The organism is Kosakonia sp. (assembly GCF_032052965.1).
In the GTDB taxonomy this organism is placed as follows: Bacteria; Pseudomonadota; Gammaproteobacteria; order Enterobacterales; family Enterobacteriaceae; genus Kosakonia.
Genome location: NZ_DAMBVN010000011.1, coordinates 1 through 23498 on the forward strand (window position 1 = coordinate 1; position 23498 = coordinate 23498).

General features: G+C 51.5%; 22 protein-coding genes. 6 read left to right on the top strand and 16 right to left on the bottom strand.

What is annotated here, in order from left to right; all coding sequences use genetic code 11:
* Window positions 1-90 precede the first annotated feature (90 nt).
* The 3 genes from RTX30_RS14115 to RTX30_RS14125 all read right to left on the bottom strand — a co-directional run bounded on the left by RTX30_RS14115 (window position 91) and on the right by RTX30_RS14125 (window position 3925).
* Window positions 91-2763 carry a filamentous hemagglutinin N-terminal domain-containing protein gene (locus tag RTX30_RS14115; RefSeq protein ID WP_312690788.1) on the bottom strand — a complete coding sequence of 891 codons (2673 nt, stop codon included), beginning with the start codon at window positions 2761-2763 and terminating at the stop codon, window positions 91-93.
* Between the two features lie 426 nt (window positions 2764-3189).
* On the bottom strand, window positions 3190-3597 hold the full coding sequence (locus RTX30_RS14120) for a putative T6SS immunity periplasmic lipoprotein (RefSeq protein ID WP_312690789.1): 408 nt from the start codon (window positions 3595-3597) through the stop codon (window positions 3190-3192).
* A gap of 160 nt (window positions 3598-3757) precedes the next feature.
* Entirely contained in the window at window positions 3758-3925 is a 168-nt protein-coding gene (locus RTX30_RS14125) for a hypothetical protein (RefSeq protein ID WP_312690790.1), read from the bottom strand.
* Window positions 3926-4090: 165 nt separating this feature from the next.
* On the opposite strand from RTX30_RS14125, the gene RTX30_RS14130 reads away from it, so the two are divergent.
* Window positions 4091-4786 carry a class I SAM-dependent methyltransferase gene (locus RTX30_RS14130; protein WP_312690791.1) on the top strand — a complete coding sequence of 232 codons (696 nt, stop codon included), beginning with the start codon at window positions 4091-4093 and terminating at the stop codon, window positions 4784-4786.
* Between the two features lie 31 nt (window positions 4787-4817).
* Here the strand turns inward: RTX30_RS14130 and RTX30_RS14135 are convergent, their stop codons facing one another.
* The 4 genes from RTX30_RS14135 to budA all read right to left on the bottom strand — a co-directional run bounded on the left by RTX30_RS14135 (window position 4818) and on the right by budA (window position 8979).
* Window positions 4818-5582, bottom strand: coding sequence for a class I SAM-dependent methyltransferase (locus RTX30_RS14135; RefSeq protein ID WP_312690792.1), 765 nt, complete (start codon window positions 5580-5582; stop codon window positions 4818-4820).
* Window positions 5583-5711: 129 nt separating this feature from the next.
* Window positions 5712-6482 carry a (S)-acetoin forming diacetyl reductase gene (locus tag RTX30_RS14140; RefSeq protein WP_312690793.1) on the bottom strand — a complete coding sequence of 257 codons (771 nt, stop codon included), beginning with the start codon at window positions 6480-6482 and terminating at the stop codon, window positions 5712-5714.
* Between the two features lie 16 nt (window positions 6483-6498).
* Window positions 6499-8178 (bottom strand): acetolactate synthase AlsS, encoded by a 1680-nt coding sequence (alsS, locus tag RTX30_RS14145; protein ID WP_312690918.1) that lies wholly within the window; start codon window positions 8176-8178, stop codon window positions 6499-6501.
* 21 nt (window positions 8179-8199) lie between these two features.
* A complete protein-coding gene (gene budA / locus RTX30_RS14150) occupies window positions 8200-8979 on the bottom strand; it encodes an acetolactate decarboxylase (protein ID WP_312690794.1) in 780 nt (259 codons plus the stop codon).
* Between the two features lie 107 nt (window positions 8980-9086).
* On the opposite strand from budA, the gene RTX30_RS14155 reads away from it, so the two are divergent.
* Complete coding sequence (locus RTX30_RS14155; protein WP_312690795.1) at window positions 9087-9956, top strand: LysR family transcriptional regulator; 870 nt, start codon at window positions 9087-9089, stop codon at window positions 9954-9956.
* A gap of 38 nt (window positions 9957-9994) precedes the next feature.
* Here the strand turns inward: RTX30_RS14155 and RTX30_RS14160 are convergent, their stop codons facing one another.
* The 3 genes from RTX30_RS14160 to RTX30_RS14170 are packed head-to-tail and all read right to left on the bottom strand — an operon-like array spanning window position 9995 to window position 11054.
* Window positions 9995-10351 (bottom strand): DUF1971 domain-containing protein, encoded by a 357-nt coding sequence (locus RTX30_RS14160; protein ID WP_312690796.1) that lies wholly within the window; start codon window positions 10349-10351, stop codon window positions 9995-9997.
* Window positions 10352-10372: 21 nt separating this feature from the next.
* Window positions 10373-10711, bottom strand: a complete 339-nt coding sequence (locus tag RTX30_RS14165; RefSeq protein WP_312690797.1) for a DUF1869 domain-containing protein — start codon at window positions 10709-10711, stop codon at window positions 10373-10375.
* Window positions 10712-10721: 10 nt separating this feature from the next.
* On the bottom strand, window positions 10722-11054 hold the full coding sequence (locus RTX30_RS14170) for a DUF1971 domain-containing protein (protein ID WP_312690798.1): 333 nt from the start codon (window positions 11052-11054) through the stop codon (window positions 10722-10724).
* 208 nt (window positions 11055-11262) lie between these two features.
* Between RTX30_RS14170 and RTX30_RS14175 the strand changes: the two genes are divergently transcribed.
* Window positions 11263-11850 carry a flavin reductase family protein gene (locus RTX30_RS14175; RefSeq protein ID WP_312690799.1) on the top strand — a complete coding sequence of 196 codons (588 nt, stop codon included), beginning with the start codon at window positions 11263-11265 and terminating at the stop codon, window positions 11848-11850.
* 72 nt (window positions 11851-11922) lie between these two features.
* On the opposite strand, the gene RTX30_RS14180 is transcribed toward RTX30_RS14175, so the two are convergent.
* The 5 genes from RTX30_RS14180 to RTX30_RS14200 form a co-directional block, all read right to left on the bottom strand.
* Window positions 11923-12999, bottom strand: a complete 1077-nt coding sequence (locus RTX30_RS14180) for a pectinesterase family protein (RefSeq protein WP_312690800.1) — start codon at window positions 12997-12999, stop codon at window positions 11923-11925.
* Window positions 13000-13009: 10 nt separating this feature from the next.
* The gene (locus RTX30_RS14185) at window positions 13010-14593 is read right to left on the bottom strand and encodes a GDSL-type esterase/lipase family protein (RefSeq protein WP_312690801.1); all 1584 of its coding nucleotides are present in this window, start codon (window positions 14591-14593) and stop codon (window positions 13010-13012) included.
* A gap of 248 nt (window positions 14594-14841) precedes the next feature.
* Window positions 14842-15876, bottom strand: coding sequence for an ABC transporter ATP-binding protein (locus tag RTX30_RS14190; RefSeq protein ID WP_312690802.1), 1035 nt, complete (start codon window positions 15874-15876; stop codon window positions 14842-14844).
* Window position 15877: 1 nt separating this feature from the next.
* Window positions 15878-17452: an iron ABC transporter permease gene (locus RTX30_RS14195; RefSeq protein ID WP_312690803.1), complete on the bottom strand. Its 1575-nt coding sequence runs from the start codon at window positions 17450-17452 to the stop codon at window positions 15878-15880.
* A 21-nt stretch (window positions 17453-17473) separates the two neighbouring features.
* Window positions 17474-18490 (bottom strand): iron ABC transporter substrate-binding protein, encoded by a 1017-nt coding sequence (locus tag RTX30_RS14200; RefSeq protein ID WP_312690919.1) that lies wholly within the window; start codon window positions 18488-18490, stop codon window positions 17474-17476.
* Between the two features lie 340 nt (window positions 18491-18830).
* Here RTX30_RS14200 and RTX30_RS14205 point away from each other — a divergent pair, with 340 nt between their 5' ends.
* Together RTX30_RS14205 and RTX30_RS14210 are read left to right on the top strand one after the other, a co-directional pair.
* The gene (locus RTX30_RS14205; RefSeq protein WP_312690804.1) at window positions 18831-19058 is read left to right on the top strand and encodes a hypothetical protein; all 228 of its coding nucleotides are present in this window, start codon (window positions 18831-18833) and stop codon (window positions 19056-19058) included.
* Window positions 19059-19338: 280 nt separating this feature from the next.
* On the top strand, window positions 19339-21528 hold the full coding sequence (locus RTX30_RS14210) for a TonB-dependent siderophore receptor (RefSeq protein WP_312690805.1): 2190 nt from the start codon (window positions 19339-19341) through the stop codon (window positions 21526-21528).
* 288 nt (window positions 21529-21816) lie between these two features.
* On the opposite strand, the gene RTX30_RS14215 is transcribed toward RTX30_RS14210, so the two are convergent.
* The gene (locus RTX30_RS14215) at window positions 21817-22308 is read right to left on the bottom strand and encodes a hypothetical protein (protein ID WP_312690806.1); all 492 of its coding nucleotides are present in this window, start codon (window positions 22306-22308) and stop codon (window positions 21817-21819) included.
* Window positions 22309-22879: 571 nt separating this feature from the next.
* Between RTX30_RS14215 and RTX30_RS14220 the strand changes: the two genes are divergently transcribed.
* Window positions 22880-23437, top strand: coding sequence for a thioredoxin domain-containing protein (locus tag RTX30_RS14220; RefSeq protein ID WP_312690807.1), 558 nt, complete (start codon window positions 22880-22882; stop codon window positions 23435-23437).
* Window positions 23438-23498: the final 61 nt, after the last annotated feature.

Genomic DNA, 23498 nt, shown 5'->3' on the forward strand with positions numbered 1-23498 from the left:
ACCACTTATTCAGAGAACCCAGCCTTTGGCTGGGTTTTTGCTTTTCTGGGTACGGCCCGGCACATAAAAGGTAGCGCTGCCTTATACGGCTTACATCCCTACAAGGGTACCGGTGTTAACAAGCTTGTCGGACTCCAGACTCAATCCGCCTGTGCCACCTAAACGCGCTTTTTTACCACTGTTAGTGACTTTATATGCGGCGACTTCCGCAGTGCCCTGACTCAACATATTGAGATAATTGTACAGATTACCCGTCGTTTTAACGGACAGGGATTCATTACTCAACACATTCCCCCAGTTAGTAATATTGTCTATAGCCGTAATCTCGATAGTTTTCCCAACGATATTGCTGTTGCTATTGTTGGTAATGGACTTTCCGCTCTCAATCTTCAGGTTTGTGCCCGCGGTAATGTCTTTATAGTTCTGAACGCCATTCAGGGCATTAATCGTCATCGCATTTTGTGCATCAAGTGTATTGTGGTTATAAAGGATGCCAGCCAATACGTTAACATTCATATCGCCTTTGGCGCTGATCCAACCGTAGTTAGTCATACTCTTATCTACCGTCAGGTTCAGGTTCTTATCCGCCGCGATAACGCCGGTAGCATTATTATTGGCTAAAGTACCGGTGCTGAGATTATCCAGATAGTGCGTTTCGATATCGAGATGGCCTGCGCTGCGGATCGTCGCGTAGTTATTATAGAAAACACCCCCAACGTTAATTTTCGCGTCCGCCTTACTGCTCAGCAACCCAAGCGTATTATCAATATTCCCTTTCGCCTGTAAGTTGAGTGCTCCGCCTTCGGCAACAATCCGGCTATTTGTTGTATAGATATTGTTCGCGGTCAGTTCCACGCCCCCTTTACCTGCCAGGCCGCCGATCTGCTGCGCCATACCTAAATAACGACCGTAAACGATACCAAAAATATTACCGTCACGATTTTCAATATTACCGTGAGCATTTATCGTCAACCTGTTGTCAGCAACGATAAGCGCAGTATTATTATTGAGCCACGAACCCACATCGACAGTAACATTCTGCCCTTTCATGAAACCACCGTGGTTATCCACGGTATGAGCTGCTAATACAATATCACCTTGTGCAGAACTGATAATACCAAGGTAATTATCAATATAGCCGTTCACCGCGACATTCACCCCCTGCTCACCACTGAGATAACCGGTGTCATTGCGCAAAGCGTTCCCTTTTATTATCACATTTCGGTTGGAAAGAAGTTTACCGTTATAATTATCGATACCCTTCGTGCTCTGTACTAGCACATCGCCATTTGATGCAATTTGCCCGGCATCGTTATTAATGGAGTCAGCGACCATTTCCACCCCCGCTCCGGCAATAATACCTAGCGAGTCAGAACTTACCGTATCAGCTGTCTTATTATCACGATTACTAATGGCACCACCCGCAGCCATTTTTATATGGCCGCTCACTGAGCGGATCAACCCAGCATTATTAGCGACATTTCCAGAGCTGGTGATATTGATATCGCTGTCAGATTCTATATGGCCACTTTTATTTTTCAGATAAGCAGTATTTATTTCCATCGAGCCACCGGTAATTTGCCCTTTGCTATTATTCAGCGTGCCGGTATTAAGCAACACAATATCCGCGCTTACACCCACATCACTGCCCTTACCGGAATTGGTGAACGTATTCTTATGCGTGTCTACAGCAAGCATACCGCCAGAAGTGAGTTTACCGTTGGTGTTATCGACCTCGCCGCTGCAAATCGAGACGCTGGATAAGGAAGCGATTTTGCCCATACGGGTATTGATGAGCTTATTCTGATTCGAATCGATTGAGAGGGCTCCTTGGGCTTCAATCAGACCGGAGGCATTCTCTAGCGAGCCGTTGGTCCGAATATTCATTTCACCACCAGACTGGATCCGGGCATTACGGTTCAATAGTTGCCCTTTCGAATCGATCACTACACCGCCGGTAGTGGCCGCAATCACCCCGCGATTACGAACACCGACACCGTTTTCAGTGCTAATGAGTGTGATCTTATTAGCGTACATTCCACCTAGCATGGCCACATCAATGCCATAGCTTTTACGTAACCCTGTTGCCGAAACCTCACCGGTTACTTGCCCGTTGCGATTCACCGCATTATTTCCGGCCACTACAGTTAGCGTGTCGGCAGTCACATCGCCGCTGATGACGACATTGCGGGCAAGAATATCGCTGGGGCTGGCACTGGCCAGTTTATCAATGCTAATGCTACCGCCATTGACCGAATACCCTGTCAGGTTATCCCCCTCAAACGTTGGCGTACCCGTGGTGAGTGTCAGCTTACTGGTATTAATAGCGGTACCGTTACTCACTGTAATGCCGTTTGGATTGGCAATAATCAGTTCCGCTTTATTTCCGGCGACTTCCATCGCCCCGTAAATGGCAGAACGGCTTTTCGAATTAACTTCGTTCAGAATGACGCTCGCGGAGCCCGTAGCAAGGTTGCTGTTCCCCCCAATCTGGTCGGCGAGTTGCGTATCCGATGCCGCACCGCTGTTATTAAAAATCATGCCATTTCGGTCAACATTTAGATCGCTCCAAACGTTATGGGAAACACCCTGACTGTTCGGCTTATTAATATCAACAACGGCAACACCGTTTTGTATTGTTATCTCTGTCGCGTGAGTAACCGCAGTAAATGAAACAATGATTGCAATGGTTAACGGTGCTAATTGCAGTCTTGCTGGTTTATATTGCCTCTTATTTAATGTGTTCATATCATGTCCTTTCATTTTAAATTTCCATGAAGAAACAACAGATAAAACCGAGCGAACATTGTTATAGAAACCCAATGACGTTTATTGTTTAAGAAAATGAAATGTCATAGCCATTCCCCCGCCGCAGTGGCTCAACGCCGTTAAGAGATTCGGGCATATGCCAATAAGGTATTCAGCATACACAACTCGACTGGGCGTCATCTATAAGTTGAAGATAAATACCGGACTATAAAAACAAAGGCTACGGCCGACAGAAAACCTAGCATGCTTTATGCCACAGAACAATATGACGAGCACAATGCCAGCCTGAAATAATATCTTACCGCCTCGCTTTATTTATCCAGAAAAAATAAAATCTTATTTAGGCGAGAGAAAAACACATAAAAAAAAAGATAATAGCGAATGAATAGCGATTCATCCGCCGTTAAATTACAGATAAGGCTATCGTTCAGAAACCTGCCAGCGATCGGCCATTGTCCAGATAATGAAGCTGCTGGTGAAGGTCTGTTGACGAGATGTGAGGCTGCCATTGCTGGCATCTTTGAGTTCAACCGACAGCGAAACGTTATACGCTTTACCGGGCTGGAAAACATAGCCATAAGTCGGAATGCATTTCTGCGGCGATACAGGCACTTCGCCTATATTCGCTTTCTGCAACAGATGATCCTTATTGCCAATTTCTTCAATCCACAGATAGTTCATACGCGCTTCGCCTTGCGGCTGAACGCGAATGCACACCGAGTTGGCAACGGTAAGAACTTCTGCCGGGTCGCGAGGGGGAATACGGTCACCCATCGGGCAGCCTGTAAGAAATGTTGCCAATAAACACACCGGAATAATCCGTTTCACGTCCTGTCACTCCTGTCTTAATAAGAACAGAGTGAGTATATCCCTGGATTATCTTTACTGAAGCCATTGATATAAAAAAACCGTCTGTTTTCAGACTGATTTCTCAACAGAAGCGCACAGTTCATTCCAGTAGCTGTAGCGCATGATCAGATAAAGGCGCTCATTTTTCATCATAAATCCAGACAGAAGGGTGGTAATCAAGACCATAAAGCAGACCGAACGGGATCAGCAACGCCACATGGCGGCCTGAGTCATATTCCCCCTCTTCCACCTGTACAGTCAGCGTCGGGCTAAGGCGATTGAGCCATTGTTGCAGTATTGTCTTCATCAGCACGTTCTCCGCAAAGGTGACCGGGATAGTTAAGCGCAAACTGCGTCATAACCAAAACGAGAATTTTTGCGCAGGATTACCGAAAAACGCATATGGCTTGCCACTCTCTTTTTCATGTAATATTGTAAATTACATGAAAGCACTTATCCTGACAGAAAGTTCATGAGCACCCACACTAACGATATCTTTAATCGCGAATTTTCCCGACAGTACGACGCGTATAGCCACAAACTGGCGGAAATTACCGATAACCTTCATTTGCTGATCTCTCTGCTGTTAAATACCCTGCCGTCACAGGCGCGCGTGCTCTGTGTCGGCGTGGGGACCGGCAGCGAAATACTCCGTCTGGCGCAACAACATCCACAATGGCATTTCGATGGCGTCGACCCCTCGCCGGATATGCTGGCCGTTTGCCATGAAAAGCTGGCAGATGCCGGAATAGCAGCCCGTTGCACATTACATGAGGGTTATCTCCGTGATTTGCCCGTCCGTGGCGACTACGATGCGGTGCTGTGCCTGCTGGTCACCCACTTTATTCAGCACCCGCAACGGGATGGCATCTATACGCAAATGGCACGCCAGTTGAAAAATGACGGCAGAATGATTACGGCTGAGATAGCGGGCGATATGCAAAGCCCGGCTTTTGATGAACAACTGGAGATGTGGAAAACGATGCACGAGGTCGCCAGCCAGGCCCCGCGTGACAAGGCAGAAATCAAAGCGCAGCTGTCGCAGCGACTGCTGTTATTGCCGCCGGAGCAGACAGAAAACCTCATCGCCACCGCCGGATTTACCCTGCCACAACGTTTTTTCCAGTCGCTATTGATTCACGGCTGGACGGCACGCAAAGCGCCATAATGCTGGCGCTTTCGCTTTGCCCCAGAGCCGGTCATTTACGTGAGCAGCAGGCGATATAATTCAGTTGATGACGATGACGGCGAAAGAAGCGGAACATGCCCAGAAAACGTGTTCGATTGTCGCGGTTGCGCAGACCGTTAAATACAATACGCAGCGCGCGGGTAAAGCCTTCATCGCGGATCAGACCGGCGGGCGACATCAGCGACATACTGCCGTTATGCGTCTCAACTGCTGAGAAACCATTCTCAATAAACAGTGCCTGCCACGCCTGTTGCGTCATCGGACTCACATTCGATTTAACGACCTGTTCCAGCATGGCCTGATTGCTGTTGGCCAGTTCATTACGGGTGTACATGATGTCGTGCGTTAACAGGCGACCTCCCGGTTTTAATACCCGGTAATATTCGCTAATCAGCTTCGCTTTGGCTTTATCTACATACATGGTCAGCATCGCTTCGTTGATCACCACATCGAACGTGTTGTCATCAAAGGGCAATTTACTGGCGTTGGCTTCATGGATGTGAACCAGGCGCTCAAGCCCGGCTGCATGAACATTTTCGCGTGCTTTCGCCAGCGCGTTTTTATCCATGTCGATGGCGTAAACCGTGCATCCGAAACGCCTGGCGAGTTCCATTGAGGTGGTGCCCATATTGCAGGCCACTTCCAGCACATTGCTCTCTGGGGTGAACTGCGCCTGGCTGAACAGCCACTCTGTAGCCTCCACACCGCCCGGACGCAAACGCGTTTTGCCCAGGCTGGCTAAAAAAGTGTGCCCTGCTTTGTCGTTTTCGGCCATCGGTGTTCCCTCGCTAAACATGCATTATAAATGCAACTTATCATAACCGTCTGGCGATGAGAATGGCTTCCATAACAAAAAAGCCCCTGCGCAAGCGCAAGGGCAAAAGGCTGTGTCCGAGCCAAAAAGTTAGTTAAATACCATCCCGCCATCAATCAGCAGGGACTGCCCGGTCATATAGTCAGAATCTGGCCCGGCAAGATAAGCGACGCATGCGGCGACATCTTCCGGTTCCGACAAACGCCCCAGCGTAATGCGTTTGGCAAACTGCTCTGTACCGTAACCCAGCGGCTGCCCGGCAGCTTCGGAAACCTGGCGATCGATCTCTGCCCACATCGGGGTTTTAACAATGCCCGGGCAATAGCCATTAACCGTGATCCCCAACGGAGCAAGATCGCGCGCGGCGGTTTGCGTTAAACCGCGAACAGCAAATTTACTTGAACTGTAGACGGCCAGTTCAGGGTTGCCGACATGCCCGGCTTGTGAGCAAGCGTTGATAATTTTGCCGCCGTGCTTTTCTGCTTTAAATGCCTGCACCGCCGCCTGCATGCCCCAAATCACGCCTTTCACGTTGATGTTATAAACTTTGTCGACCACCTCTTCAGTGATCTCTTCAATGGGGGTCGAGGGCGCAACACCGGCGTTATTGACAATCACATCGAAGCCGTTCAGTTTTTCCCGCGCCTCTTCGACAGCGGCAAACACCTGCTTACGATCGGACACGTCCACCGTCACCGCAATGGCGCGGCCTTGCTGGTTGTTGATTTCGTCCGCCACCGCCTTTGCGGTGGCTGCGTTGTAGTCCGCCACGGCAACGGCAAAGCCGTCTTTTGCCAGACGTAACGCAATGGCTTTGCCAATCCCCTGACCGGCACCGGTCACGAATGCAACTTTTTTCATGTGATCTTCCTGTTGTTTATAGAATCTGATTAAGGTTTAACTGACCCATGAGTAGCGGGTTATCGCTGTAATCCACCGGGATTGCGACCACCGCGGGGCCATCGATATCCATGGCGGCGCGCAACGTCGGTTCGAGATCCTCAGTGCGTTCAACGGCGAAACCGGCCGCGCCAAAAGCGTTCGCGTAAGCTTTAAAGTCCACGGGGCCAAAGTTCACGCCGGAAAGGCGCTGGTATTTTTTCTCTTCCTGAATTGCCACCATGTTGTAGGCGTTATCCACCCAGATGATGTGCAGGACATTCGCCCCGAGGCGCACAGCGGTTTCCAGCTCCATGCTGGATTGTAAAAACCCGCCATCACCCGAGACAGAAACAACTTTGCGTTGTGGATTCACCAGCCACGCGCCAATGGCCCACGGCAGAGAAACGCCCATGGTCTGTTGGCCGTTGGAAATCATGACTTGCCGCGCCCGGAAGCTGTAGAGATAGCGGGCTATCCAGATATGGAAACTCCCCATGTCTACCGTGAGCGTGACGTCACTGTTCACAATGTCCTGCATCGCCCGCACAATGCGCAGCGGGTGAATGGCGAACTGGCTGAGCTGGGCTCCCCGGCGGCTCAGTAGCTCCCGCTGATTGCGCCGCTCTATGAGGATTTCCGAGGCGCGGGGCGTGAGAACCAGCGGTTTCTCAATGCGTTCCGCCAGCTTGTCGAGCGTGCTGGCAATATCGCCAATCAGTTCAATATCCGGTACGTAGTGGCGCTCTTCATAAGCCGGGAGCACATCGATATGTACCACTTTCGCATCGCCGGTATTCCACATGGCCGGTTCGTATTCCACCGGGCTATAACCGATGCAGATAACCAGGTCGGCAAGATGCAACAACCGATCACCCGCCTGGTTATTGAACAAGCCGACGCGCCCGGCAAAGCGCGTAAAGTGTTGTTGATTGACCGCGCCCGCCGCCTGATAGGTACTGGTGACCGGAATATGGCTCTTCTCTAACAGTTGGTGCAACGCGCTGATATTTTCCTGCCGGCTGGCCATCAGGCCGAGCAAAAACACCGGATTCTTAGCGGCAGCAATCATCTTCGCCACCTGATCGATAGACTTATCTGGCGCGGCGCCCAGTTGAAGAACGCCGCTCGCGGGTAAAATGTTGCCGCTGGCAGGCTGGTCAGCAATATCCTGCGGTACGCTGATAAACGCACTCCCCGGTCGCCCCTGCTCTGCGGCACGAAACGCGTTTGACACGACTTCCGCTATTGCATCCGGCGAGGAGATCTCAACGGCATATTTGGTCACCGGATGAAACATGGCGACGGTATCCATGCTCTGGTGCACTTGTTTGGCCTTGTCGGCGCGTTTGACCGCGCCGCCAATCGCCACCAGCGGATCGCCCTCACTGTTGGCGGTGGCCATGCCGGTAATCAGGTTTGAACAACCGGGGCCGGACGTGACCAGCGCCACGCCTGCTTTCCCGGTAATGCGCCCGACGGCGGCCGCCATAAACGCCGCATTGGCTTCATGACGCACAGGAATAATTTGAATGGTTGAATCGAGGAGGGAGTCAAAAACCTTATCGATTTTTGCGCCAGGAATGCCGAAAATCTGTTTGACGCCCTGAGCCTCCAGTTGTCTCACGACCATATCAGCGCCATGCGCCCATTGGTGTGTACGGCTTTCACTGCTCATCATTCACTCCTTGTAACGTGATTAACTCTCCACAGAACGAATGGCCGCATCCAGATTGGCCGGGTGCAGGTTGGCCTGCAGAAATGCAGGATCGGCAGGCAGATCGATCATCAACTGGCGAATTTCGCCAAACGCCAGCGTGCCGTGATCGAGTTGATAATCCAGCAGATGCCCACCGCCGCGGCGGTCATCAGTAATAAAGTGTTCGTGATAGCCCGCCACGTTGATCCCCTGCATATGCTGCGGCGTGCGGAAACCCACCAGCACGCCATCACGTCCGTTGAAACGGAACACTGGCTGATCGTCGAGCACGTCGGTCATTGCACGATAAGGTGGTTTCTGACGCGGCACAGTGCGGGTATGGGCATGACGAAAATGACCATCAATACGCAGTGCGCAGAACAGGTTGTCTGACGGAATGTGCTGATCAATGACATCGTGCAATTGCTGGCGGCTGATAGGCGTATCGAATTGCTGGCGGTAATGCGGTGTGAACCAGGTCATCACCGCAAACGGTGTTTTCTGTTCCGGTTGCGCTTCTCTCGCACTGCCATCCGCACGCAATTGATAAACTTCGCTATTGAAAGCAATCAGCTCACCGTCCAGTTCATTAAAAGTGCCGAGGCCAAAATCACCATGCGCGAGCAGATCCTTAATGGTGGTATTGCCTTCATAAACACCGCAAAGTAAGGCACTCATTAGCGATGTTTGATATATCACGCTCTGTGGATTGCTTTCTGAAAAAGCACGAAATGTTTCTCGTAAATTTTCTTCGCAAGAACAATCTCTTACATAACTCATCCTCTTTTCCCTCGCTATGCAGACGGTTAGAAAAGCTGATTAAATATTGACTCGTTTCAGCTAAGGATTCCAATATACAAAGCATCAGGGTTTGAGATGTTTTCGATATGGAACTTCGTTATCTACGCTATTTTGTGGCCGTTGCGCAGACGCAACACTTCACTCGCGCAGCAGAAATGCTGGGCATGTCGCAGCCGCCGCTGAGCCAGCAAATTCGCCGCCTTGAAGAGGAGGTCGGCACCCCATTGTTCTACCGACTTACCCGCGGGGTAGAGCTGACTGAAGCCGGAGAGGCGTTCTATGAAGATGCCTGCCAGATCCTTGCATTGAGCGACGCCGCGCTGGAAAAAGCCAAAGGTATTGCCCGTGGCATGAAAGGCAAACTTTACCTGGGCGTAACCAGTTCAAATGCTTTTCACAGTAAGATTTTTTCCGTGCTGCGACAGTTTGTTAACGCTTATCCGCAGGTGGCGCTCCACCAAAAAGAAGCCAATATGGCGACGCTGATGCAGGAACTGGATGAGGGGGTGATTGATGTGGCTTTTGTCCGGCTGCCTTGTGAGAACAGCAAGTCATTTAACCTGAAGCTGATTGATGAAGAGCCGATGGTGATTGCCCTGCATCACACGCATCCGCTTTCGTCCAAAGAAGAAGTGTCGCTCTTCGAACTGCAAAAAACACCGGTGGTGACCTTCCCGCAGGAGGTGGCGCCAGGGCTGTACGAACTGGTGTATAACGCCTGTCTGCGAGCGGGTATTAATATGGACAACCAGCAGCAGGCTTCGCAATTCTCCTCATCACTGAGCATGGTGGCAGCCGGGTTTGGCTTCGCTATCATTCCGCAATCAATGGCCTGCTTCAGGCATCCACAGGTGACGTTTCACAAAATGGAAGAGGCGCTGAAAACGGACATTGCGCTGGCGTGGCGTAAATTTGAGCGTTCGCCAGCCGTGCGACGTTTTATTGACAACTTCTGACGTGTATTGCCCGGCACGCAGCCGGGCAATACCCCGCGTTAGCTGCGGTGGGCGTTAACAACCTGACCCATTCCCTTACCTTCCAGCGTTTCGTCCGGATCGGCAAAGAAATCAAGATTGAAGTAGGTGTCATCAGTAAGCAGTTCAATATGATGCCAGTACTGCGGTGGGCTGATGCCGAAATGGCCCGCCTCGATCACCACTTCCATCTCCGGTGTGGTGTCATGTTCACTGGCGAAACCAAAATATTTCACTGCGCCCTGCATCACAGACAAACGCCCATATACCCCTTTTTTGGTGTTATGGTGCGTGAGCAACGCCTGTGGGACCGTGTCTTTGGTCCAGAACGGGGTGGAACGGGTGTGACGAAAATGAACAGGAATTTGCAAAGCCATAGCTTACTCCTCCGGCGATAATTACCAGCCGCACACGTTAGTTTCTTCATCCGATTCGTAACCGCGCACAATATTAATCAAATCTTTCACTGCATCTGCGGCGTTAAGCGGATCGTTTAATTCTTCCAGGCTGGCAAAATCTTTGTCCACGGAAACACCGTTGTTGTTGTTGGTAACGGTCAGGACGAATTCGCTGGCATTATTTTTTGCATCAGAAAGGCCGTTAATCAGCTCTGCTACCGCCTGCACCGCAACGTCCGGAACATATAACGACATCGGCTTAAGAAACACTTTTTCGTTAGTTTCATTATTGCTACGGTTCGCTACCGATAAAGAATATCCTTTATTTTCAGTGGTCATAATGAATACCTCAGCCTTCAATCAAAATTTTCGGGTCAACATAGAAATCCACGCTAAATATCGTGTCGTCGGATAACGCTTCAATGTTGTGCCATTTTTCTGGCGGGAACACACCAAACTCCCCCGCGCGGATGGTTAGCGTTTCTACCGGTTCCGGGCTGGTTTCGTCGGCATAGCCGTAATAGCGGATGGCGCCTTGCAGCACGCTTAAGCGCGGGTAGACGCCCTGCCGCGTTCCGGCGTCAAGATGGCGCTTCCAGATGGAAGCCGGGGCGGTTTCTTTTGTCCAGAACGGCGTGGTACGGGTGTGGACATAGTTCGCGGGTATCGCAATACGTTGCATGTTTCATCCTCACTGTTCCCAACAGGCAACCCGCCGGGAAGGTAAAAACATATGTTGCATATCATATACCTGTTTTGATAATTGTGGACTACTTTTTTTAGGGGCTATTTTTCGGCGGTTTTTGGTACTCAGAAAGGGTTATTGAAAATTACGACAGCGAAGGAGAAGAATAGTAAACAAATATTTTATGGAAGGAGTCAAAGCAACAATGAAAAACAAATCAAAACTCAATTCATTTTATTATGGCTTCCCGGTTCTTTTAGTCACCACGCAAGACAGCAATGGCAACAATAATATTTGCGCTGCATCTTCATCTATTTCCCTTGGCGAAAAGCTGATTATTGGTATCAGCAAAGGCAGCAAAACGTGGAGTAATTTCATGGCGGGCTCCAATGCCGTGATCAATATTCCCGACCATAGCCTGTGGGAAAAAGTTGAGCAAATTGGCAGACTGACCGGCGGCGATACGCTGTCAGAAGCCCAGACCAAATGGGGCGTCGAGATTTGCCACGATAAATTCAGCAAAGCCGGATTACACACCGAAGCGTCTGTCGATATTGCCGTGCCGCGCATTGCGGAATGCCCTATTCAAGCTGAGTGCCGATTGGTCAGTACCAGCGATAAAGGGCGTTTTATGCTGGCCGAACTGGATATTGTCAACTTGTGGGTCGACGATGAGCTGTTAGGCGAAAAGGGGATTGTCGATTCCCGCAAATGGAAACCGTTGATTTTTAATTTCCGCGAGTACAACACCGTCGGTGAAACGCTCGGTTTCAATGTCAAATACGGCAACTGACGCCGGACAGGTTACGCCCGACTTTATACCGGATAAGGCCGTCGCCGCTATCCGGCATGAAGTCCTGAAACGTTAATCGAGTAAGTGTTTATCCCACCCGCTGAAAATCGCCGCCAGGTTATATTGCGCGGCGTCTTGCTGGCTTAACTGATACTTCGCGCCACCCTGCCCGGCACCCGGCCCACGGTTGCCGGACTCGTAAAAACGGCTGTCTTCAGGATAAAACCAAATCTTCTCACCCGCTTTGTCTTTGCCGGACATTTTGTCCCAACCGTAGATATGATCGTCTATCTCGCAATTGATAAACGCCGCCAGACCAATGGCGTTGGGATCGGCGTAACGTCCGTCGCTGAACTGCGTTGTCGGGTGCCACGGGCGCCCAAGCGCATAGCTTTTCGCTGGCACTCCTGCCTCTTTGCTCAGCTTACTGTTGATAATAAACAGGCCGAACTTCTGGTCCGCCTGCGTCGCGGGTGCCGTAATGTAGCCATACGGCGGAGTGGTATCGGTGCGGTTACGGGCAATGATGTCGCAGCGATCAAAAACCGCAATCCCAGGACCAAAGATAAAATCGACGTGTCCGCTGACTTCACAATCGGTGAAATAGCTGCGGCTACCGCTCTTGCTGTAAAACGTGTCCTGATAGCCCTCCAGCCGGACATGACGGAAACGGGCCTTATCGACATCTTCAGACACCATTAACGCCACCGCCTGCGTATCTTTCAGTTTTTTGGCATCGCCATCCGGCAGTGCTGCATTGGCCGGGTAATCAAAGCTGTTGCGAATGGTCATATTCTCGATCGTCACATTGCTGGCGCGGATCTCCACCGTACTGGTGCGCCCGGTTCCCAGTTTTTGACCGCTCTCATCCAGTGCTCCGGCAGGGGTATCAGCCTCAATCTGCGTTTGTGTTTTCGAAGCACCCACCAGCGTCACCGGTTTTTCAATCACCAGCCGCTCGTTCCAGCGCCCCTCTTTAATCAGAATACGCCACGGCGTTCCCTTGTCCGGCGCGGCGGCCAGCGCCTGGCGAATGGTCGCGAACTCGCCGGCCTGCGGCGAGGTGGAAACGACAGCATTCCACTCAGCCGCCTGGGCAGAAATACTGATACAAGCCAACAGTAACGCGGAACAGTGCAGTGTTTTCATCAGACTCTCCTTAGTGTTTTAACAAATCAGCAAGCGTGCTCAATTCAGGCGTCTGACGGATCTGCCCGGCAACAATCGATGCGACGGCCTCCGCGCCTTTTTCCTGGAAATGCGTCGTATCAGGATTGCTACGAATGCCTGATGTTTGCGTTTTATACCAGGGGTAACGCGGATCGTTTGGATCAACCGCCAGCCAGTAGTCCATCCAGTCGTGCGGATGCGCATTGGCAAAATCGATGGTCTCTTTTTCAAGATCGATAAGCGGCGTATGGTTACGCCGGGCGGTCTGTTTGATGGTGTCGATATAATTTCCGCTATAACGATAACCCGGCTTTGCCACGGTGTAATGGCTGCTCACGACCACATCGTTAGCGCCCTGTTGGAAAGCCGTTTTTCCGGCGCGGTTTTTCACCCGCGTCGTTGGGGTCAACAACACCGGCGTGGCGCCCGCCGCACGTGCCAGGGTGATATAGCGTTCCAGCGAATGCTGGAAGGACATTGCCGGTTGCCCTGGAGGGAACTGCGGATTGCCGCTGGCATCATTCGGGTAGGTACAGAGATTTTGCACATCGGCTGCGCCGCGCACTGCTTTATTACCATCGCAGTTCTGATCATTATGACCATGGGCAATAAACACATAGTCGCCGGCGCGCAGATCGCGTGCCATTTGCTGATACCAGCCCTCGTTGTAAAAATCGCGGCTGGAACGACCAGAGCGTGCGCCATTCAGCACAATGACGCCGCTATCCTCACGAAATTGCTGCTGAAAACGTTGCCCCCAGCCCATGCGCGGCAAGCGGGCTTGTTCATAGGCTGCGGCCGTGGAGTCGCTGACCAGCAGAATGCGCCTCTTCGCGCTGCGAATGGCCTGCTTGTCACGCAGCGCCTGCGGCAGATCCAGCGGTTCCCATGCTCCGCTGTTTTGTAACCCGACAATCGGGCGGAACGCACTGTCGGTAAGCACGGTGCTGCCCGCTTCCCCGCTGTTGTTGTCATAGTTACGGTTGTGATGAATCACCGATAAGATCATAGTCATACCGTCGCCCTGGCGGATCGGTGTTTGTACTGGATCACACTGTTGCGGATCGATCCCCGACAGGCGTAGCGCCTCCCCCATTCCGGCGCGGAAGTTTGCCAGCGGCGTAGCCAGCAGCCCGGCATTCAGCTTTGCGGGAGCCCCCAGTTCCACCCACTGTTGCGGGCCGGTAAACCCCAGCGCACCCGCCACTTCCGACACCAGCCGATCGGTAACGGGTGTGATATTGGCAATATTGGTCTGGTCAGCTTGCAGGGTCAGGCGCAGAGAAGCCAGACAACGGGCTCGCGGAACGTCGCTGCGCAGGCAGGTTATCGAGCCGTCTGTGGGCTGCACGGCGGAGAGGGTTAACGGTGCGCGAAGGCCATCGACATTCAAGGCATAGCGGCCATCGCGCTGAGTATGCGTGGTGAGTTTTTTTCCGTTGCTGTCGGCGACCATTACCGTTGCACCGACCAGCGGCGCATCGCTCATGACGGTGCCTTCGAGCATTGTCGCAGCGCTCGCCATCACTGGCAGGCAATATAACAGCGCGGTAACTCCCGCAGGATAAGACATGAATATTCTCCCGAAACAGGTGATCCCGGCGCACAAGCACCGGCGTAATCATGCGTTTCTGTTCCTGGAAAATGGCGCTAAACCAGACCGGCGGCACGTCACCTGCTGGGCTGAAAGTTGGCTAGGGTTTTTATATTTATAAACTCATAAAACGAAACGAAGTTTTACACAATGAGAAACGCAGTTTTGAGATCGGTTTCAAAAATATGACAATTGCTTATGTAGCCCGGCGGGAACCGGGCTGCATATCAGCGAGGAAAAACACGAGCGCGCCCGGTCACATTGACCTTCACCTTCATGCCAGGCAACCAGCTGGCATCGGTAACGCCCGGCAACACCAGGGATTCACCACTCGGCGAAAATAACAGCGTGAGCGATGAAAGGTACCCGGCAAAGTCGATGTCCACAATTTGTGCCTGTGGATAAATGCAGTCATCTGCACAGCGCTCTATTCTGATCTGTTCCGGGCGCAACAGGATCCGTTGAGAACCCTGCAGGTCAGTCTGCCCAACAGCCACCTCGCCCAACAGACAGCGCGCTTTCCCTTGTGCCACCTCGGCAGGGAGGATCAACGCATCACCTAAAAACAGCGCTGTCTCTTCATCCACCGGCTGCGAGTACACCTCAAGCGGCGACCCGACCTGCGTAAAGCGCCCATGGCGGATAACAGCAATTTGGCTGGCGAAGGAGAGCGCCTCTTTCTGATCATGTGTCACCAGAATCGCGGCGACGCCCGCCTGGGTTAACAACGCGGCCGTCGCTTTACGTGTGGCCGCACGTAATCCGGTATCGAGTGCGGAGAAAGGCTCATCCAGCAACATAATGGCCGGTTGCTGAGCCAGCGCTCTGGCAAGCGCCACACGCTGTTGCTGGCCGCCGGAAATCTCATGCGGCCAGCGCTGCGCCAGTTGACCATCCAGCGCCACCATCGCCATCAGTTCTGCCACACGAGTCTGCTTTGCCTGCCGGGAGCCACTCAGCCCCCAGGCAATATTCTCGCCCACACGCAGGTGGGGAAACAGCGCGCCCTCCTGCGGCACAAAGCCGATCCTGCGCTGGTGCGCGGGCACAAACTGCCCGTCGGCAAACAGCGGCTTGCCCTGCAGCATAATCTGCCCGCTGTCCGGTGCGTCGAACCCGGCAATCAGGCGCAGCAACGTGGTCTTCCCGGAGCCTGAAGGCCCGACGATCGCCGTTCGGCTGCCGGGTGGGATCGACAGGCTGATATTATCCAGCACTTTTGCAGCGCCAAAAGCTTTCGAAATATGCGTGAGTTCTAACATCTTAAAGACCTGAAAGTTTTTGTGATTGCTTATACAGCAGGCCGGTTAATGGCAGCGAAATCAGGATCATCAACAGGGCGTAAGGCGCGGCGGCTACATAATCAATCTCACTGGTTAAGGCCCAAAATCCCGTTGCCAGCGTGCGGGTGCCCGTCGGGGAGAGCAATAACGTGGCGGTGAGCTCATTACTTGCCCCCAGGAAAACCAGCGCCGCAGCGGCAGACGCGCCAGGTGCCGCCAGCCGTAGCGTGACCCGAACCAGCGCCAGCGTCGGCGGAGTGCCTAAACTTTGCGCTACGTGTTCCAGCTCCACCGGAGCCTGAGCAATACCGGCACGCAGGTTAATCAATGCCCTGGGCATAAACATCAGCAAATAGGCGAGAAAAAGCGTCACTTCGGTTTGATAAATCGGCCGCGCATAATGAATGGTTACCGTCACCAAGGCCAGCGCAACAACAATGCCAGGCAGGGCGCTGGCAACGTAATTACACCCCTCTAGCAGACGGAATAAGGGACGTGGGTGGCGCACCGCCAGCCACGCGGTGGGCAGCGCAAAAAAGGTAGTAATCAGCGCACCGCTAAGCGCCAGGGTGAGCGTCTGGTGTAACGAGAGCCACAGATCGGCGTTGTGCCAGTTCGCTATGCCGCCGAGCCACAACCAACGGCCAAGAACCACAACCGGCGTGCCGAGCGATAACACCACAGTGCCCACCGCCAGCAACAGCCCCACGGCCACACCGCAACACCCCAGTACGCGCACGGGTTGCCGCCGTGGCGCGCCCGCTCCGACACGCGCATAGCGTGCGGTTCCGCGCGCAGCGCTTTCCAGCAGCAATAAACCAAGGCAGCAGAGCGCAAGCACGCCGGCCAACATGTTGGCTGCCGGGCCGCTAAAGGTTGACTGAAACTGGTCATAAATCGCCGTCGTGAAGGTATCAAAACGGATCATCACAAACAGGCCATATTCCGCCAGCAAGTGCAGCGCAACCAGTAGCGCGCCTCCACAGAGCGCCAGTTTCAGTTGCGGAAGGATGACGCGAAAAAAAACCTGCCACGGCGGGGTACCCAACGACGCCGCAACATCTTCCAGACTGGGATCGAGACGCCGCAATACGGCTGCCACGGGCATATAGATAAACGGAAAATAGGCCAGTACCGAGATAAATACCGCCGCAGCAAGGCCATTGAAACCCGGTGCAATACTCATCCACGCATAGCTTTGCACAAATGCCGGAATAGCCAGCGGCGCAACTGCCAGTACCGACCACAGCCTGCGGGCGGGTAGTGATGTTCGCTCTGTTAGCCACGCCATTGCTGTGCCCAGCGTCACGCAGGCAGGCACTGTGATGGCAATTAACAAGGCAGTATTGCTCATCAGTTCGCCCACGCGGGGGCGAAAGATGAGCGCCTTAACGGTCGTCCATCCAGTCTCGATCCCCACGGCGACAACAAAGCACACGGGGAGCAAAGCCAGCAAGGCGACAAAAACAGCTAACAAGACCAACAACGCGGACGGGCGATGGCGGATCGTCCGGCGGGTCGCGTTGACGGACGATGATAACGCTAAACTCGACATAAGGCGCTCAGGGTAACGGAATTACAACAGACCCGCTTCGGTCATCAATTCACTGACTTTTTTACTGTTCAGCTGCGACGGCTCCACTTTAGGCGCATCCAGCTTATTCAGCGGGATCAGTTTCTCATTGGAGGTGGAATTCACGCCTACCGCGTACTCAAACGCCGTGTTTGTTCGCAACATCTCCTGACCCGCCTTGCCGGTGATCCATTTGATAAACGCCTGCGCCTGTTTTTGATGTTTACTGGAAGCCAGTACGCCACCACCGGAGATACTGACAAACGCGCCCGGATCCTGATGTTTGAAGTAGTGAAGCTGAACATTTTTACTGTTCTCACCCGTTTTGGCCTGATCAACAAAATAGTAATAGTGATAAATGACCCCGCTATCAATCTGCCCGGCATTCACCGCTTTCATTACCGTGCTGTTTCCTTTGTACGGGGTGAAGTTGTTTTTCATCCCTTTCAGCCACTCAAGCGTCGCTTTTTCGCCTTTTAGCGACAGCATCGCGCTGACAATCGCCTGGAAATCAGCCCCGGAAGGAGAAGCCGCCCAGCGGCCTTTCCATTCTGGTTTAGCTAAATCCATCAGTGAGGCGGGCAATTGCGCCTCGCTGATTTTGGCCGGGTTGTACACAAACACGGTGCTGCGCGCGGCAATGCCAATCCAGCGACCGTGTGCAGGGCGATATTGCGCAGGAACCTGTTTCAGCGTATCGGTATCCAGCGGGGCAAACAGATTTGCATTATCCACCAGCGTCATGGCCGGAGAATTTTCAGTCAGGAAGACATCCGCCGGAGAGACGCTGCCCTCCTGGACCAGTTGGTTACCCAGCTCCGTATCGCCGCCATTACGCAGCGTGACTTTAATCCCGGTTTCTTTGGTGAATTCATCAACCCAGGATTTCGTCAGATTCTCATGCTGCGCATTGTAAACAATGATACCTTCATCGTTATTTGCCGCCGATGCAGTAGACATAACGAAAACGGAAGAAATAACCAGTGCAAGAGAACAGAAAGGCAAAAAGCGATTCTTCATCATCACTCCTTTTTTTATGGGTGTAATAGCGAACGTCTGCAGACTCGCCAGGAGTGTAATCGCAGCGGCAATGGAATGAGAATCGGAATTATTATCAAGAATAACACTTCAAAATTTAATAGAAGAAAAAAACAGAAACACAAATGAATACGCTATTCTTGAATAGCAGGATTATCTTAAGCTTAAGAAAACCTTAAAACGTTTAAGAAATATTTAATCTGTTATTACTTCCCCGTCTCTCGCACCCTTTACTTTCCTTTTAGCGGATCGCAAATTAACAGTATACTTAGTAGGATTAATAAACATCGCAAGAGCGCCTGCACAGGTAAGTAAGAAAATCATGAGCAATAAAAAAATAGACACAATGGCTAAAGTCGCTATGCGCAGTAGGGGTTTATCGGTAAAAGAAAAACGCGTGCGTTACCAGGGCAAGATATTCACATTCAAATATCAATCGGGCCAATACGCTGTCTTTTTCGAAGGCCAGCAGATCGACACTTTCGCCACAGATAACATTAATCAGGCCATTGCCGATTATAAAGAAAAGCACAATAAAGCCAGGCGCTAACCCTCTCTTTTAACCTGCACGACAGGCCAATCGCCAGCTTTCCCCCCTCTTCTTTCCTGCCGGGCGGAAATAACGCCAGACCCGGTTTCGCCACACCAAAAACCCTATAAAAAGCATGGAAATCAACACATTAAAGTAATATTTTTTTACACAAAGCATTTACACGTTAACAATAATTCTTATCATAACGATAATCACTACCATGACACGGTGTGATGCCATTTGCGCGCGAAGGAGTGTCAACGCCGCACTATTTCTGATTACACGGGAATGAATAACAATGAAGCATCGCTATCTTTGGGCTTTAAACCCCTGCTTACTGATGATGTTTTCCACACCAGGCTGGGCTGAGGGCCAAAAAGAAGAGACGTTGGTTGTCGCCGCCAGCAGGGCAAATCACAGCATTACCGATATGGCGCAAACCACCTGGGTTATTGAGCAGGCGGAAATTGAGCAGCAAGTTCAGGGCGGTAAAGAGTTAAAAGAGGTGCTGGCTCAGCTTATTCCTGGCATGGATGTCAGCAGCCAGGGCCGGACAAACTACGGAATGAATATGCGTGGTCGTTCGATGATGGTCATGGTCGACGGCGTGCGTTTGAACTCCTCACGCAGCGACAGCCGGCAACTGGACTCCATCGATCCGTTTAATATTGAACGCATTGAAGTGATTTCTGGCGCAACCTCACTCTATGGCGGCGGCAGTACGGGTGGCCTGATTAATATTGTGACCAAGAAAGGTCAGCCGGATACCCAGCTTGAATTTCAGACCGGCACGAAAAGCGGCTTTAACAGCCATAACGATCATGATGAAAATATTGCCGCGGCTGTCAGCGGGGGCAATGATAACGCCTCGGGTCGCCTGTCAGTTGCGTATCAGCGCTATGGTGGCTGGTATGACGGCAAAGGCAATGAGGTCATTATTGATAACACCCAGACCGGTTTACAGTACTCCGATCGTCTGGATGTGATGGGCACCGGCACGCTGAACATGGATGACCATCAGCAGTTGCAATTAACTACTCAGTATTACAAGAGCCAGTCAGACGGTAAACATGGCCTGTTCCTCGGGGAAAACTTCTCGGCTGTGACCGGCTCGGGGAATGCATATAACAAGGGAAACCTTGATTCCGACCGCCTGCCGGGTACCGAACGCCACTTAATCAACCTGCAATACGCTAATAGCGATTTCTGGGGACAGGATTTGCTGGCGCAGATTTATTACCGCGATGAAAGCCTCACGTTCTATCCGTTCCCGACTCTTTCTGGCGGCAAAGTCACCTCTATTGGCGCATCGCAGCAGAAGACCGATTTCTACGGCGGCAAGCTGACCATCAATAGCAAGCCTGTCGATGCGTTAATACTGACCTGGGGGGTCGATGCGGAACACGAAACCTTCGACGCCAATCAGCAATTTTTCGATCTCAATAAAGCTGCGGCCAGCGGTGGCATGAAGCTGGATAATGCCTACAATGTCGGGCGCTATCCGGGTTACAGCATCACCAACTTCGCCCCGTTCCTGCAAAGCAGTTACGACATTGCGGCCATCACCTTAAGCGGTGGCGTACGTTATCAGTACACTGAAAATAAAGTTGATGATTTCGTTGGTTATACCCAGCAACAGGCCATCGCCGCTGGCCGCGCCACCTCTGCTGATGCTGTTCCCGGCGGGAAAACGGACTACAACAATCTGTTGTTCAATGCCGGGATCCTCGGTCATGTCAGTGACCGCCAGCAGTTGTGGTTTAACTTCTCGCAAGGCTTTGAGATCCCTGATCTGGCTAAATATTACGGCTCCGGTACTTACCGGCTGGCGAACGGCCATTACACCCTGCTTAACAGTGTCAACGTGAACGACTCGAAGCTGGATGGCATCAAAGTGGATGCCTGGGAGCTGGGCTGGCGTTACACCGGAGACAACTTGCGCACCCAGGTTGCGGGTTACTATTCGTTATCGGACAAGACCATCAACATCAATAAGTCCGACATGACCATCAATATTGAAGATGATCAGCGTCGTATTTACGGGGTTGAAGGCCAGGTGGATTACTTCTTTACCGACAGCGAGTGGAGCACCGGGGCCAACTTTAACGCCATTAAATCGCAAACGCGCGTCGAGGGTAAATGGCAGAAGTTAACAGTAGACAGCGCCAGTCCATCGAAAGTCAGCGCATGGATCAACTGGGCGCCAGGCGACTGGACGCTGCGACTGCAAAGCACTCAGACCTTCTCGCTTTCGGACGCAGACGGCAAGAAAATTGACGGTTACAACACGGTGGATCTGCTGGGCAGCTATGCCTTACCCGTGGGTAAGCTGAGCTTCAGCGTCGAAAACCTGCTGAATGAGGATTACACCACGGCCTGGGGCCAGCGTGCGCCGGGGCTGTACAGCCCAACGTATGGCGCGGCGGGTTTATATACCTATAAAGGGCGTGGGCGTACCTTTGGTTTAAATTACTCGGTGCTGTTCTGAGCCTTTTGCCGCCTGTCAAAAACAGGCGGCAAACCTTCTGAACCATCCCAAATAACCAAACAAAAGATAGCCGACATCCTCAGCTAAATATCCGCTGAAAAGGCAGTTGTGCAGTTACAGACTTAAGTTAAATATATATACGTAAGGCGATTATATTTGACTTAAATTAATATAAGATATATTTAAGCAACGTATTCAAAAACAGAATCATGCGAGTGATGTACTCACGTAATTACCCAAATCAGTTAAGAATAACCCTTATCATATACAGGATATAACGCCAAAAGCTTATTGCATGTCTGTCATTTCAGACTGACCGATACTTTCTGCCGGGACATTCTGTATAGCTTTTACGCCTTCCAGCTGTTGTTGCGCAACCTGACTATTTTGCTTCGCTAATTGCGCCTCTTCTAACTCTTGCTGTGTCACTTTTTTTCCGGAAAACGCATCGATCATTTCCGTACGGCCGTCAGGATATTTAACAATGGTCACTAATCTTCCGCCATATTGCGGAATGCCAGACATCGCCAGCGAATAATCAATTTCATGATTTTCCACCTTTTTCTTTTCCTGAACCTGCTGTTCGGCTTTTATATCCTTCGCTTCTTTATGTTTTTCTGCACGCGCAGAGAGCGTCACTTTGGTGCTGTCATCCTGATACGACGTTGGGTGGCCTGAGCCATGGTCTGCACTGTTCGCCGTTTCAATTTTATGCGTGATAGTCTCTTTTGTGCTGGCAAGGTGCGTGCTTGCCTGAATCGCCTGAATCTCCTGCATCATTATCTCCACCAAGGGTTAAACCCGATAATCTGCGACGAATGACTCCTCCGATCTGAGTCGAAAAAAGATCCTCATAACGATTATCGACAGGGTAATAAAACATATTAATAACAAATAATGCTGACAATGCACCATTCACAGAAGAAATTAAAATATCAACCACACCAAAATATATTTTATAGATTTTACTTAAATCAGAATAATTATGAAAAATATAATCTAAGTCAGATTAACTTGTGCGCAGGAAAAAAAACGGCGGCATTAATGGCTAATTGTTAAACAGGGTTAAGGGGGATTTTCTGGTCCGCAAAAGTGAACTTACGCCAGGGTATGGCCAACAAACAGGCCCTGTTACCGCGCGCGATGGCACATCGCAAGGTACAGAAGCGTGGCAAAAAATCATCCACTGTTACCTGTTTAACCCGTTGCTGTCTGACGGAATTATGCTGTTATTTCAATAACTCATACCAAAGACGGGCATTAACCGCATCGAGGGTAAAGCGCACTCCCCGTCTCTGTCGCATCCTGATATTCTCAAAGACGATAACCACATCCCATATCAGGAGTGAAAATGAACCAACAGCCTTTACACGCCGAACCATTAAGCTGGGGACACGGGCCGCGCACGTTTGAAGTGTTTCTCGAACCAACCTGCCCTTTCTCCGTTCGCGCGTTTAATAAGCTCGATGCGCTTCTCCAGTCCGTGGGGGAAGAGAATGTGACAGTCAAGATCCGCCTGCAATCACAGCCCTGGCATCTGTTTTCCGGCGTGATTGTGCGCTGCATCCTTGCCGCTTCTACCCTGCCGGAAGGCAAAAGTGCAGCCCACAAGGTACTGAAAGCGGTGGCCGATCACCGTGAAGAGTTTGAATTTACCGATCATTGCAGTGGGCCGAATATGGATGCCACACCGCAACAGATCATCGACCGGATCGAGCAGTACAGCGGAGTGAAACTGTCGCAGGCGTTCGCCCGCCCGGAACTGCAAAGTGAAATCAAATGGCACTGCAAATATGCACGCCAGAACGGTATCCACGTCTCACCCACTTTCATGGTGAACGGGCTGGTACAGGCCGACCTCGGCAGTGGCGATGATGTCAGCGTCTGGGCGCAGCGCATCCTTGGCTGAGGCACTGCTACACTCAATTTTTGTTTATTAACGCTTTGGTAACTCAACAAAAAGGCAGACC

Bases quoted from the DNA above. Each gene is read 5' to 3' on its own strand.
- RTX30_RS14165 (WP_312690797.1), bottom strand. From the start codon at position 10,711: ATGACCACTGAAAATAAAGGATATTCTTTATCGGTAGCGAACCGTAGC.
- RTX30_RS14215 (WP_312690806.1), bottom strand. From the start codon at position 22,308: ATGATGCAGGAGATTCAGGCGATTCAGGCAAGCACGCACCTTGCCAGC.
- RTX30_RS14185 (WP_312690801.1), bottom strand. From the start codon at position 14,593: ATGTCTTATCCTGCGGGAGTTACCGCGCTGTTATATTGCCTGCCAGTG.
- alsS (WP_312690918.1), bottom strand. From the start codon at position 8,178: ATGAGCAGTGAAAGCCGTACACACCAATGGGCGCATGGCGCTGATATG.
- RTX30_RS14115 (WP_312690788.1), bottom strand. From the start codon at position 2,763: ATGAAAGGACATGATATGAACACATTAAATAAGAGGCAATATAAACCA.
- RTX30_RS14210 (WP_312690805.1), top strand. From the start codon at position 19,339: ATGAAGCATCGCTATCTTTGGGCTTTAAACCCCTGCTTACTGATGATG.
- RTX30_RS14195 (WP_312690803.1), bottom strand. From the start codon at position 17,452: ATGTCGAGTTTAGCGTTATCATCGTCCGTCAACGCGACCCGCCGGACG.
- RTX30_RS14155 (WP_312690795.1), top strand. From the start codon at position 9,087: ATGGAACTTCGTTATCTACGCTATTTTGTGGCCGTTGCGCAGACGCAA.
- RTX30_RS14220 (WP_312690807.1), top strand. From the start codon at position 22,880: ATGAACCAACAGCCTTTACACGCCGAACCATTAAGCTGGGGACACGGG.
- RTX30_RS14135 (WP_312690792.1), bottom strand. From the start codon at position 5,582: ATGGCCGAAAACGACAAAGCAGGGCACACTTTTTTAGCCAGCCTGGGC.
- RTX30_RS14200 (WP_312690919.1), bottom strand. From the start codon at position 18,490: ATGAAGAATCGCTTTTTGCCTTTCTGTTCTCTTGCACTGGTTATTTCT.
- RTX30_RS14140 (WP_312690793.1), bottom strand. From the start codon at position 6,482: ATGAAAAAAGTTGCATTCGTGACCGGTGCCGGTCAGGGGATTGGCAAA.
- RTX30_RS14180 (WP_312690800.1), bottom strand. From the start codon at position 12,999: ATGAAAACACTGCACTGTTCCGCGTTACTGTTGGCTTGTATCAGTATT.
- RTX30_RS14130 (WP_312690791.1), top strand. From the start codon at position 4,091: ATGAGCACCCACACTAACGATATCTTTAATCGCGAATTTTCCCGACAG.
- RTX30_RS14170 (WP_312690798.1), bottom strand. From the start codon at position 11,054: ATGCAACGTATTGCGATACCCGCGAACTATGTCCACACCCGTACCACG.
- RTX30_RS14175 (WP_312690799.1), top strand. From the start codon at position 11,263: ATGAAAAACAAATCAAAACTCAATTCATTTTATTATGGCTTCCCGGTT.
- RTX30_RS14190 (WP_312690802.1), bottom strand. From the start codon at position 15,876: ATGTTAGAACTCACGCATATTTCGAAAGCTTTTGGCGCTGCAAAAGTG.
- RTX30_RS14160 (WP_312690796.1), bottom strand. From the start codon at position 10,351: ATGGCTTTGCAAATTCCTGTTCATTTTCGTCACACCCGTTCCACCCCG.
- RTX30_RS14125 (WP_312690790.1), bottom strand. From the start codon at position 3,925: ATGAAGACAATACTGCAACAATGGCTCAATCGCCTTAGCCCGACGCTG.
- RTX30_RS14205 (WP_312690804.1), top strand. From the start codon at position 18,831: ATGAGCAATAAAAAAATAGACACAATGGCTAAAGTCGCTATGCGCAGT.
- budA (WP_312690794.1), bottom strand. From the start codon at position 8,979: ATGAGTTATGTAAGAGATTGTTCTTGCGAAGAAAATTTACGAGAAACA.